General features: G+C 48.3%; 9 protein-coding genes and 2 rRNA genes. 10 read left to right on the top strand and 1 reads right to left on the bottom strand.

The window, feature by feature from the left end:
• The first annotated feature begins 78 nt into the window (after positions 1-78).
• The 7 genes from folB to ABIC22_RS09330 all read left to right on the top strand — a co-directional run bounded on the left by folB (position 79) and on the right by ABIC22_RS09330 (position 6,168).
• A complete protein-coding gene (gene folB / locus ABIC22_RS09360; protein WP_095362233.1) occupies positions 79-441 on the top strand; it encodes a dihydroneopterin aldolase in 363 nt (120 codons plus the stop codon).
• Between the two features lie 9 nt (positions 442-450).
• Positions 451-999, top strand: coding sequence for a 2-amino-4-hydroxy-6-hydroxymethyldihydropteridine diphosphokinase (gene folK / locus ABIC22_RS09355; RefSeq protein ID WP_354480350.1), 549 nt, complete (start codon positions 451-453; stop codon positions 997-999).
• Positions 951-1,154 carry a helix-turn-helix domain-containing protein gene (locus ABIC22_RS09350; RefSeq protein ID WP_095293384.1) on the top strand — a complete coding sequence of 68 codons (204 nt, stop codon included), beginning with the start codon at positions 951-953 and terminating at the stop codon, positions 1,152-1,154. The genes folK and ABIC22_RS09350 overlap by 49 nt, the downstream gene beginning before the upstream one ends.
• Before the next feature lie 139 nt (positions 1,155-1,293).
• Positions 1,294-2,313 (top strand): tRNA dihydrouridine synthase DusB, encoded by a 1,020-nt coding sequence (gene dusB / locus ABIC22_RS09345; protein WP_110756297.1) that lies wholly within the window; start codon positions 1,294-1,296, stop codon positions 2,311-2,313.
• Between the two features lie 244 nt (positions 2,314-2,557).
• On the top strand, positions 2,558-3,037 hold the full coding sequence (gene greA, locus ABIC22_RS09340; RefSeq protein ID WP_095293395.1) for a transcription elongation factor GreA: 480 nt from the start codon (positions 2,558-2,560) through the stop codon (positions 3,035-3,037).
• A gap of 124 nt (positions 3,038-3,161) precedes the next feature.
• Positions 3,162-4,673 carry a lysine--tRNA ligase gene (lysS, locus tag ABIC22_RS09335; protein WP_127540895.1) on the top strand — a complete coding sequence of 504 codons (1,512 nt, stop codon included), beginning with the start codon at positions 3,162-3,164 and terminating at the stop codon, positions 4,671-4,673.
• A 157-nt stretch (positions 4,674-4,830) separates the two neighbouring features.
• The gene (locus ABIC22_RS09330; RefSeq protein ID WP_354480345.1) at positions 4,831-6,168 is read left to right on the top strand and encodes a TrkH family potassium uptake protein; all 1,338 of its coding nucleotides are present in this window, start codon (positions 4,831-4,833) and stop codon (positions 6,166-6,168) included.
• Between the two features lie 143 nt (positions 6,169-6,311).
• On the opposite strand, the gene ABIC22_RS09325 is transcribed toward ABIC22_RS09330, so the two are convergent.
• Entirely contained in the window at positions 6,312-6,911 is a 600-nt protein-coding gene (locus ABIC22_RS09325; protein ID WP_127540899.1) for a TetR/AcrR family transcriptional regulator, read from the bottom strand.
• A gap of 201 nt (positions 6,912-7,112) precedes the next feature.
• Between ABIC22_RS09325 and ABIC22_RS09320 the strand changes: the two genes are divergently transcribed.
• From ABIC22_RS09320 to ABIC22_RS09310, 3 genes are all read left to right on the top strand, one after another.
• On the top strand, positions 7,113-7,550 hold the full coding sequence (locus ABIC22_RS09320) for a 2TM domain-containing protein (RefSeq protein WP_354480341.1): 438 nt from the start codon (positions 7,113-7,115) through the stop codon (positions 7,548-7,550).
• A 469-nt stretch (positions 7,551-8,019) separates the two neighbouring features.
• A 16S ribosomal RNA gene (locus ABIC22_RS09315) occupies positions 8,020-9,571 on the top strand.
• A 333-nt stretch (positions 9,572-9,904) separates the two neighbouring features.
• A 23S ribosomal RNA gene (locus tag ABIC22_RS09310) occupies positions 9,905-12,830 on the top strand.
• The 16S and 23S rRNA genes sit together here, the layout of an rRNA operon.
• Positions 12,831-12,836 lie beyond the last annotated feature (6 nt).

Genomic DNA, 12,836 nt, shown 5'->3' with positions numbered 1-12,836 from the left:
AGGAGCGCAGCGTTTTGCACGAGGTAACGAACGAGTAGTAACACACAATCTCAATATTATAGAAGGCGGGCGAATCCTATGGATAGAATGGTACTGCATCGGATGGAATATTACGGATATCATGGTGTTTTTGCAGAAGAGCGGAAGCTCGGACAGCGCTACTACATAGATCTGGAATTGGATATGGATCTTGGGGAAGCTGGGCGTACAGATGATCTGACCAAGACCGTTAATTATGCCGAAATTCATGAGCTTGTGAAACATATTGTGGAAAACAAATCATTCCAGTTAATTGAAGCTTTGGGCGAACATATTGCATCTTCGTTACTGGACACTTATACTATTATCAATGCATTGACAGTTAAGGTGACGAAGCCGCATCCACCGTTTGATATTCATTTTGAGGGCGTAACGGTAGAGCTTCGCCGCACAAGAAAGTGAGAACCGATCATGACTGCACATTCGACCTCTGAATATTCAGAGGCTTATATTGCTTTAGGGGCCAATTTGGGTGACCGGGAACAGACGCTACTTGAAGCGCTGACGTTACTCGATGCACACCCTGATATAGAAGTCCTTCGTTGTTCATCGCTATATGAGACAGAGCCTGTAGGTTATGTGGATCAGCCTTCATTTTTGAATATGGCTGCTGCAGTACAGACGCGTCTTACTCCCGAGCAGCTCCTGACCGAATTGCTGGATGTCGAGAATCGGCTTGGGCGAGTTCGCGATATTCGCTGGGGTCCTCGAACAGTAGATCTCGATTTGCTCTGGATGAATGGGCAGAGTCGGGATACCGAATTGCTTCAATTACCGCATCCACGGATGGGAGAACGGGCATTTGTGCTTGTCCCATTGTCAGATATCGTACCTGAAGGCGAGCTTTCAGGCTTGTATACCTATGTACACTCATCGTTGTCTGTACTGGATGGAAAGGATGGAATACAGCTTTGGAAAACGTGCAACTGGCGAGCCGCATCCGGGCCTTTCGGAAGCTGAAAGGTTTAACACAACAGGAACTTGCAGCTGGTACTGGCATATCGCTTGCTATTCTGGGAACGATTGAACGGGGGAACCGCAAGGTATCCGAACAGGAGCTGGAACGCATTGCGAGCGTGCTGAACATCAGCGTTGAAGAAATGCAGGGTAAATAGAGTTCATTCACTATAGTCACTCATGAGTATATAACGTGTTTTATGGAGACACATATCGTTAATCGTTGATTGTATATAGCACAACAGGACCGGGATTCATGTAAGAATTCGCGGTATTTAGAAGGAGAGAAACACAGAAATGCTGAAAATCGGTGGCATTGAAATGAAAAACCAGGTCGTACTTGCGCCGATGGCTGGCGTGTGTAATCCGGCTTTTCGCCTGATTGCAAAGGAATTCGGAACAGGGCTTGTATGTGCGGAAATGGTAAGTGGCAAAGCCATCGTGCATGGCAACAAGCGTACACGAGAGATGCTGTTTGTAGATGAGCGGGAGAAACCGCTCAGCCTGCAGATTTTTGGTGGGGACCGTGAAGCGCTTGTAGAAGCAGCCAAGATTGTAGACAAAGAAACCAACGCGGATATCATCGACATCAACATGGGATGCCCTGTGCCAAAAGTAACGAACTGTGATGCAGGAGCGCGCTGGTTGCTTGATCCAAACAAAATCTATGATATGGTATCCGCTGTTGTGGACGCAGTCGAGAAGCCTGTGACCGTCAAGATGCGTATCGGCTGGGATAACGAGCACATTTTCGTCGTTGAAAATGCACTCGCGGTAGAACGTGCTGGAGGTCAGGCGGTAAGTGTGCATGGCCGTACACGAGAGCAGCTCTATACAGGTACAGCTGACTGGTCCCATATCAAAAATGTAAAAGAGGCAGTCTCCATTCCGGTGATCGGGAACGGTGATGTATCTTCTCCTGAAGATGCACGCCGCATGCTGGACGAAACGGGCTGTGATGGGGTCATGATCGGCCGAGCTGCACTGGGTAATCCCTGGATGCTGTATCGTACTATTCAATACCTGAGTTCCGGCGAATTGCTTCCTGATCCGGGTGCAGAAGAGAAAATCCGTGTTGCCATTCTCCATATGGATCGTCTGATTGCTTTGAAGAATGAGGCCGTAGCGGTTAAGGAGATGCGTAAACATCTGGCTTGGTACCTGAAAGGATTGAAAGGCTCTGCACGCATCAAGGACGTTATTATGGAAGGAACCAAACGTGATCAGATGGTACAGATTTTGGAGAACTTTGTAGGCCAGATTCAAAATGAAGAGCACGTTGATGCGGAATCAGCAGTAGCCGAAAATGCATCCTGATCCTGTCCTGTAAAACGTTTACAGATATAAGGGGTGTAACATTGACTTTTCGAGACCGTTCCCCTATAATTTCACAGTATAAATTCGCCATGTGCGTTATAAGGCTAGTGCATCAGGAGGAACGTTCTGTTTCTCTGGAGAACTTCATATAGTTTTGAAGATATATGCGGTCGGAGCTCTGTATTCAGCATTGGTTCCGTTCCCGTGCAATCAAATTATTCCCATGACAGGAGAATCGGTTGAGATGAGCGATAAGGAAGTTATCCTTACACAAGAGGGACTCAAGAAGCTGGAAGAAGAACTGGAAACACTGAAATCGGTTAAGCGCCGCGAAGTGGCTGAACGGATCAAAGTAGCCATCGGGTATGGCGATATCAGTGAAAACTCCGAATATGAAGACGCGAAGAATGAGCAAGCCTTCATTGAAGGTCGTATCATCACTCTGGAGAAAATGCTCCGGAATGCGCGGATCATCAACAGCGATGAAATTGATACCGATGCGGTAAGCGTAGGTGCAACCGTAACTGTAGAAGATCTGGAATTCGGAGATATTACAGAGTACACCATTGTAGGTACCGCGGAATCCAATCCGCTTCAGAACAAAATATCGAACGAAAGCCCTGTTGGAAAAGCCATTTTGGGCAAGAAAAAAGGCACCGTTGTTGACGTAAGCGTACCAGCTGGCGTAATTCAATATAAAATTGTAGATATTAAGAAGCAATAGTTAGTATTGTAATGAAGCAGTCGGGCACTGAGACAAAAGCTTCCTTAGGGAAGCTTTTTTCAACATTTGAGGAAGAATACATCTGAGGATGTCTGCAATGTAAATAAGGAGATGAATATAGATCATGACGGATGAAGTCTTGAATCAGGAAACCGAACTTAGCGAGCTTTTGCAAATTCGCCGCGACAAATTGGACGAGCTCCGCAAATTGGGAATCGACCCTTTTGGCCAAAAATACGTACGTACCGAAGAAGCCGGTTCTATTCTGAAGAAGTATGAAACACTGACCAAGGAAGAGCTGGAAGAGAAGCAGATCGTAGTCAGTATTGCCGGACGGATTATGGCGAAGCGGGGAATGGGTAAGGCAAGCTTTGCGCATATTCAGGACCTGAGCGGCAGAATCCAGATCTATGTTCGTCAGGATACGGTAGCTGAGGACAAGTTTGCGGCTTTCAGCCTGCTGGACCTCGGTGATATCGTTGGAGTTAGCGGTGTAGTCTTCAAGACCAAAACCGGTGAAACGTCAGTTAAAGTAAAAGATTTGGAAGTACTGTCCAAGTCGCTGTACCCGCTTCCGGATAAATATCATGGTCTCACCGATGTAGAGTTGCGTTATCGTCAGCGCTATGTGGACCTGATCATGAATCCAGAAGTACAACAGACCTTTATTACACGTTCCAAAATCATTCAGTCGATGCGCCGCTACCTGGACTCCCTTGGCTATCTTGAAGTGGAAACTCCTACACTGCACAGCATCGCTGGTGGTGCGGCTGCACGTCCGTTCATTACGCATCATAATGCGCTCGACATGGAGCTGTACATGCGTATTGCAATTGAGCTTCACTTGAAACGTCTGATTGTAGGCGGACTCGAAAAAGTGTATGAAATCGGCCGTGTCTATCGGAATGAAGGGATGTCGACTCGTCACAACCCTGAATTCACGATGATTGAGCTGTATGAGGCGTATGCCGACTATAAAGATATCATGCAATTGACCGAAAATCTGGTTGCTCATATTGCGCAGGAAGTGCTTGGAACACAAGTGATCCAATATGCTGACTACCAAGTAGATCTTACTCCGCAATGGCGCCGTGTAACGATGGTAGATGCGGTTAAGGAAGTCGTTGGTGTGGACTTCTCCGTGCAAATGACAGATGAAGAAGCTCACCAGCTGGCCAAAGAGCACAAGGTTCCGGTAGAGCCGCATATGACGTTTGGCCACATTTTGAATGCATTCTTCGAACAGTTTGTTGAAGAAACGTTGATTCAGCCAACGTTTATTATGGGACACCCGGTTGAGATTTCTCCACTGGCGAAGAAAAGTGATGCAGATCCGCGTTTCACAGACCGCTTCGAGCTGTTTATCGTTGGACGCGAGCACGCAAATGCCTTCACCGAGTTGAATGATCCGATTGATCAGCGTCAACGCTTTGAAGCACAACTGCTGGAGAAAGAACACGGGAATGATGAAGCACACGAAATGGATGACGACTTCATTCGTGCACTCGAATACGGAATGCCACCAACAGGCGGATTGGGTATCGGGATCGATCGTCTGATCATGTTGCTCACCAACTCACCGTCCATTCGTGACGTACTGCTCTTCCCTCACATGCGTCCACGTACGCAAGAATAATAAGGAACGTATTACACGTTCATAATAGAGAGGAACCTGCCATTCAGTATCATGCTGGGGCAAGTTCCTCTTTAGGTTTACATAGGACGCTTTCCAAGGCTCCTTGGTTCGTTTTGATCTGATTACAGATTGTATTATGTTAAAAGAGGTGCCCTTCATGAAATTCAGGCTTCACATTGCCAAATTTCTGTCACCCCCGCTTATTTTGGTTGGCGGTTTCCTGCTGATTATCTCTATTGGTACCATTCTGCTGATGCTGCCTATTTCGAACCGAAGCGGTGAGCATCTGGCGTTCATTGATGCGTTATTTACAGCAACTTCAGCAGCATGTGTGACCGGACTTGTCGTTGTGGATGTAGGAACGACGTTTAATCTGTTTGGACAGATTGTCATCATGGTACTCATGCAGCTTGGCGGACTCGGCTTCATGACCATTGCAACGCTGTTTGCACTTGTCCTGGGTAAACGGATATCCCTCAAAGACAGACTGCTTCTGAAAGAGGCCATTAATGCAGACAGCATGGAAGGTATTGTGCGCATTATCCGCAAGGTACTGATCTTTTCCTTCACGATTGAGGGTGTGGCTGCTGTGATCCTGGCTTTGCGCTGGGCAGCGGAAATGCCTCTGGGACAAGCAGCCTACTATGGGATATTTCACTCGGTTTCCCTGTTTAATAACGGTGGGTTTGACCTGTTTGGCAACAGCTTTCAGTATTATACCGGGGACCTGTTGTTTAACCTGACTGCATCTGTGCTCGTTATATCTGGTGGACTCGGCTTTGTGGTTCTGAATGATCTGTTTGAATTTCATAAACGCCGTCGTTTATCGCTTCAGTCGAAACTGGTACTTTCCGTGTCTGGTGCGTTGATTGGTATTGGAGCCCTTGTGGTGTTTATCTTTGAATTCACTAATGGACATACGCTCGCTTCGTTGAGCTGGCCTGAGAAGATCTATGCTTCCATCTTTCAGTCTGTGTCTACAAGATCGTCTGGAACAAGCTCGATTGATATAACGGAGATGAGACAGGCGACCCAGTTCTTCTTCATACTGCTCATGTTTATTGGAGCTTCACCGGGTTCAACCGGTGGCGGAATCAAGACAACGACGTTCTTGATTATGATTGGAGCGGTGTATGCCATGATTCGCGGCAATAAGGATATTGTGTTTTTCCGTTCTCGTGTTCCCAAAGAACTGCTCATGAGGGCATTGACCATCATTATGGTCTCGTTAATCATCTTCATGATTGTGGTCATGCTCCTGCTTACAACCGAAGATGCCCCATTCCTGCCACTGATGTTTGAAGCTGCTTCCGCGATAGGTACGGTGGGTCTGTCCGTAGGAGTGACTCATGAGTTAACAGATATAGGAAAAGTCATTATTTGTTTTACGATGTTTATTGGCCGGATCGGACCATTAACCATTGCATATGCACTTCGTCCACGCAAAGAGAAGAAGTTGTACCGTCATCCGGAAGGCCGGATTATTATCGGATAGAGAAAAAACCATCAGACAGCGGTCTACCTCCTGCAATAACAGGAAGTGGACTCGAAACGTCTGACGGTTTTTTTGTTTTATGGGCAGGGTTCTGTTGTTCAAGCTTTCGTTAAGTCTAGTTGTAATAAAACAGTACCAAGCTTTTATTCTTCTGCGCGACACAATGCTGCAAGATGTAGTGAAAGAGCATTTTCCATAATTTCAGAGGTCATCTGATCGGGTCTGAGTACGGCGTGAATGGACAGTCCGTCCACCAGGGCATAGAGACGCTCTATCTCCAGTTCTTCATTGAGGTCAGCTCGTGAGAGATTAAGTTTAACAAGGTACGTGATCACCGTGGCTATGGCTTGTCTGATTTCATCATAAACCTTGTCAGCAAGTGCTTTGAGAGCCGGATCAGTTTTGGACTTGGCTGCAAAAGCAAACCACACCTCCATTTCGGCCATTTTTTCGTCCGTGTTAGGCATGAATTCGAGCAGCAGAAGTTTCATATTCTCCATAGGTGAACCGTTGAACGACATCTGCTTAATTCGGTTTGATACCCTTTCGGATACCAAATTCATTGCATATAGAAGTAATTCGGATTGAGTTGAGAAATAGTGACGCATTGAACCGGCAGATATACCCGCTTCTTCAGCAATATTTCGGACAGATGCTTGCTCCATGCCATCTCTGCGTATAATGCGCCAAGCTGCTTCAGCGACAAGGAGTCGCTGTTTGTCATGATCTACTATTTTAGGCATATGTGAATTATAACACTATTGCTTAATATAATACAAACGTGTTAAATTGTATTTAGCACAATTGTGTCATAAAAAAAGGGGGGGATTATGATGATTGCCTATTTTATAATAGGATGTGAAATTGCTTTTTGGATTTTCGTCGCTGCTGGGTTATGTGTAAGATACTTGCTAGGAAAGAAGCGTCTAGGGGTGGCTTTACTTATGGCGACGCCTATCATTGATTTATTGTTATTAGTGGCTACGGTTGTGGATCTGCAAAGAGGCGCTACGGCAAGTATGGTTCATGGTATTGCAGCCATATATATAGGTGTCAGTATTGCTTTTGGTCATCAGATGATTGCGTGGGCAGATCGATACTTTCTATTTTGGTTTAGAGGTGGAGAGAAACCACGCAGCAGGAAAGCATACGGAAGCGAACATGCAAGTCAGGAACGGAATGGATGGTTTCGACATCTGGCTGCCTACATCATAGGGAGTTCTTTCTTATTGATTATGATCTGGTGGATTGGTGATCCTGCCCGTACTGAAGCATTCGTGAACATCGTAAGAGTGTGGGGAGTTATATTGGTCATCGACTTCATAATCAGTTTCAGTTATACCCTTTGGCCCAGGAAGATGCCTGTGAAGAAAGTGGAGTAGGGAATATTTCATTTATTCAGAACGTCCGTATCACCAGATGGACATGTGCTCATTGAGACCGTTTGTGCATGTCCATTACAGCGCTACATCCAGGCAGGTTATAAAACATAGTATCGGAAGTGATTATGATCAGGTTATTGAAGTATATAGTAAATATAATTTTTTAGAAAAAGTACTTGCATAAAAAATCTGTACATGGTATATTCTAATTCCGGCCAAGAAAACACGAGAAACACGGTGCGGTAAGCATACTGAAGAGCTTCGAAAGAAACTTAAAAAAGTGCTTGCTAAATTGGTTCGGATATGATAAGATATAAAAGTTGCTGAAGAGAACAACACTCGGACGCAAACAACGTTTGATCTTTGAAAACTGAACAACGAGTGAGTAAATGATCTTGCTTGCAAGATCAACAAATGAGATTTTTAATCTCGTCAGATTCAAAATGAGCTAATCGCTCTTTTCAATACTTTATTGGAGAGTTTGATCCTGGCTCAGGACGAACGCTGGCGGCATGCCTAATACATGCAAGTCGAGCGGAGTTGATAGGAAGCTTGCTTCCTTGATACTTAGCGGCGGACGGGTGAGTAACACGTAGGCAACCTGCCCTCAAGCTTGGGACAACTACCGGAAACGGTAGCTAATACCGAATACTTGCTTCCTTCGCCTGAAGGGAGCTGGAAAGACGGAGCAATCTGTCACTTGAGGATGGGCCTGCGGCGCATTAGCTAGTTGGTGAGGTAACGGCTCACCAAGGCGACGATGCGTAGCCGACCTGAGAGGGTGATCGGCCACACTGGGACTGAGACACGGCCCAGACTCCTACGGGAGGCAGCAGTAGGGAATCTTCCGCAATGGGCGAAAGCCTGACGGAGCAATGCCGCGTGAGTGATGAAGGTTTTCGGATCGTAAAGCTCTGTTGCCAGGGAAGAACGTCCTTGAGAGTAACTGCTCAAGGAGTGACGGTACCTGAGAAGAAAGCCCCGGCTAACTACGTGCCAGCAGCCGCGGTAATACGTAGGGGGCAAGCGTTGTCCGGAATTATTGGGCGTAAAGCGCGCGCAGGCGGTCATTTAAGTCTGGTGTTTAATCCCGGGGCTCAACCCCGGATCGCACTGGAAACTGGATGACTTGAGTGCAGAAGAGGAGAGTGGAATTCCACGTGTAGCGGTGAAATGCGTAGAGATGTGGAGGAACACCAGTGGCGAAGGCGACTCTCTGGGCTGTAACTGACGCTGAGGCGCGAAAGCGTGGGGAGCAAACAGGATTAGATACCCTGGTAGTCCACGCCGTAAACGATGAATGCTAGGTGTTAGGGGTTTCGATACCCTTGGTGCCGAAGTTAACACATTAAGCATTCCGCCTGGGGAGTACGGTCGCAAGACTGAAACTCAAAGGAATTGACGGGGACCCGCACAAGCAGTGGAGTATGTGGTTTAATTCGAAGCAACGCGAAGAACCTTACCAGGTCTTGACATCCCTCTGACCGTCCTAGAGATAGGGCTTTCCTTCGGGACAGAGGAGACAGGTGGTGCATGGTTGTCGTCAGCTCGTGTCGTGAGATGTTGGGTTAAGTCCCGCAACGAGCGCAACCCTTGATCTTAGTTGCCAGCACTTCGGGTGGGCACTCTAAGGTGACTGCCGGTGACAAACCGGAGGAAGGTGGGGATGACGTCAAATCATCATGCCCCTTATGACCTGGGCTACACACGTACTACAATGGCCGGTACAACGGGCTGTGAAGCCGCGAGGTGGAACGAATCCTAAAAAGCCGGTCTCAGTTCGGATTGCAGGCTGCAACTCGCCTGCATGAAGTCGGAATTGCTAGTAATCGCGGATCAGCATGCCGCGGTGAATACGTTCCCGGGTCTTGTACACACCGCCCGTCACACCACGAGAGTTTATAACACCCGAAGTCGGTGGGGTAACCGCAAGGAGCCAGCCGCCGAAGGTGGGATAGATGATTGGGGTGAAGTCGTAACAAGGTAGCCGTATCGGAAGGTGCGGCTGGATCACCTCCTTTCTATGGAGAATCGTTTCCCGTAGCGGAAACATTCAAAAAGTCTTCAGGAAGCATGCTTCCGAAGCGAGCTTTACTTCGTAAAGCTTTTAACTCACTCGTTGCTCAGTTTTGAGAGCTCAAACTCTCAAAACAGCTTGCTTTTGCATGGAGCTTGTTCTTTGAAAACTAGATATCGAAACGAAAATTGCGAATTAGAACATTCCTTTTAGCTGAACTTGTGTTAAAACAAGTTTTAATAAATAGTGATACTGTATGAGCGAGTGATCGAATGGAACGACTTTTGGATTTGCATAAGCAAACCAAGGGAAGAGACAACTCGAACACGAGCGAATTGGTTAAGCTACTAAGAGCACACGGAGGATGCCTAGGCGCTAGGAGCCGATGAAGGACGTGGCGAACAACGATACTGCCTCGGGGAGCTGTAAGCAAGCTTTGATCCGGGGATGTCCGAATGGGGAAACCCAGCTGGGGTAATATCCAGTTACTCATAACTGAATACATAGGTTATGTAGAGGCATACCAGGGGAACTGAAACATCTAAGTACCTTGAGGAAGAGAAAACAATAGTGATTCCGTCAGTAGCGGCGAGCGAACGCGGAACAGCCCAAACCAGAGAGCTTGCTCTCTGGGGTTGTGGGACGTCTCACATGGAGTTACAAAGGAACCGGTTAAACGAAGAGGTCTGGAAAGGCCCGCCAAAGAAGGTAAAAGCCCTGTAATTGAAAGTTGGTTCCCTCCGAGACGGATCCCGAGTAGTGCGGGGCACGTGAAACCCCGTATGAATCCGGCAGGACCATCTGCCAAGGCTAAATACTTCCTAGCGACCGATAGTGAAGCAGTACCGTGAGGGAAAGGTGAAAAGCACCCCGGAAGGGGAGTGAAATAGAACCTGAAACCGTGTGCTTACAAGAAGTCAGAGCCCGTTTTAGGGGTGATGGCGTGCCTTTTGTAGAATGAACCGGCGAGTTACGTTCCCGTGCAAGGTTAAGGTGAAGAGCCGGAGCCGCAGCGAAAGCGAGTCTGAATAGGGCGATGTAGTACGTGGACGTAGACCCGAAACCGGGTGATCTACCCCTGTCCAGGGTGAAGGTGCGGTAACACGCACTGGAGGCCCGAACCCACGCACGTTGAAAAGTGCGGGGATGAGGTGGGGGTAGCGGAGAAATTCCAATCGAACTCGGAGATAGCTGGTTCTCCCCGAAATAGCTTTAGGGCTAGCCTCGGAAAACAGAGTCGTGGAGGTAGAGCACTGATTGGGTGCGGGGCCCGCAAGGGTTACCAAGCTCAGTCAAACTCCGAATGCCATAGACTTACTTCCGGGAGTCAGACAGTGAGTGCTAAGATCCATTGTCAAAAGGGAAACAGCCCAGACCATCAGCTAAGGTCCCCAAGTGTGTGTTAAGTGGGAAAGGATGTGGAGTTGCACAGACAACCAGGATGTTGGCTTAGAAGCAGCCACCATTGAAAGAGTGCGTAATAGCTCACTGGTCGAGTGACTCTGCGCCGAAAATGTAACGGGGCTAAACACACCACCGAAGCTATGGCTTGATGCTTTGCATCAGGGGTAGGGGAGCGTTGTATAAGGGTTGAAGGTGTACCGTAAGGAGCGCTGGACATTATACAAGTGAGAATGCCGGTATGAGTAACGAAAAGATCAGTGAGAATCTGATCCGCCGAAAGCCTAAGGGTTCCTGAGGAAGGCTCGTCCGCTCAGGGTAAGTCGGGACCTAAGGCGAGGCCGAAAGGCGTAGTCGAAGGACAACAGGTCGAAATTCCTGTACCACCGTAAATCGTTACGAGCGATGGGGGGACGCAGTAGGGTAGTGACGCAGGCTGATGGATGCCTGTCCAAGCAGTGAGGCTGATGTGTAGGCAAATCCGCACATCGTAAGGCTGAGCTGTGATGGGGAGTGAAAATTACAGTAGCGAAGGTCATGATCTCACACTGCCAAGAAAAGCCTCTAGCCAGATGAAGGTGCCCGTACCGCAAACCGACACAGGTAGGCGAGAAGAGAATTCTAAGGCGCGCGGAAGAACTCTCGTTAAGGAACTCGGCAAAATGACCCCGTAACTTCGGGAGAAGGGGTGCCCCGGTAGTGTGAATAGCACGAGGGGGCCGCAGTGAAAAGGCCCAAGCGACTGTTTAGCAAAAACACAGGTCTGTGCGAAGCCGTAAGGCGAAGTATACGGGCTGACGCCTGCCCGGTGCTGGAAGGTTAAGGGGAGCGGTTAGGAGCAATCCGAAGCTGTGAACCGAAGCCCCAGTAAACGGCGGCCGTAACTATAACGGTCCTAAGGTAGCGAAATTCCTTGTCAGGTAAATTCTGACCCGCACGAATGGCGTAACGACTTGGGCGCTGTCTCAACGAGAGATCCGGTGAAATTTTAATACCTGTGAAGATGCAGGTTACCCGCGACAAGACGGAAAGACCCCATGGAGCTTTACTGCAGCTTGATATTGAATTTGGGTACGATCTGTACAGGATAGGTGGGAGCCTTTGAAGCATGAGCGCCAGCTTGTGTGGAGGCACCGTTGGGATACCACCCTGATCGTATCTAGGTTCTAACCTGGTGCCCTAAGCGGGTACGGGGACAGTGTCAGGTGGGCAGTTTGACTGGGGCGGTCGCCTCCTAAAGAGTAACGGAGGCGCCCAAAGGTTCCCTCAGAATGGTTGGAAATCATTCGAAGAGTGCAAAGGCATAAGGGAGCTTGACTGCGAGACCTACAAGTCGAGCAGGGACGAAAGTCGGGCTTAGTGATCCGGTGGTACCGCATGGAAGGGCCATCGCTCAACGGATAAAAGCTACCCTGGGGATAACAGGCTTATCTCCCCCAAGAGTCCACATCGACGGGGAGGTTTGGCACCTCGATGTCGGCTCATCGCATCCTGGGGCTGAAGTAGGTCCCAAGGGTTGGGCTGTTCGCCCATTAAAGCGGTACGCGAGCTGGGTTCAGAACGTCGTGAGACAGTTCGGTCCCTATCTGTCGTGGGCGTAGGAAATTTGAGAGGAGCTGTCCTTAGTACGAGAGGACCGGGATGGACGTACCGCTGGTGTACCAGTTGTTCCGCCAGGAGCACCGCTGGGTAGCTATGTACGGACGGGATAAGCGCTGAAAGCATCTAAGCGTGAAGCCCCCCTCAAGATGAGATTTCCCAGTATGTAAGACCCCTTGAAGACGACGAGGTAGATAGGCTGGGGGTGGAAGTGCAGTAATGCATGGAGCTGACCAGTACTAATCGGTCGAGGGCTTATCCAAATTGCA

The sequence above is a fragment of the Paenibacillus sp. PvP094 genome (assembly GCF_040546835.1).
Classification (GTDB): domain Bacteria; phylum Bacillota; class Bacilli; order Paenibacillales; family Paenibacillaceae; genus Paenibacillus; species Paenibacillus illinoisensis.
This window is presented reverse-complemented; position numbering and strand designations above follow the sequence as displayed.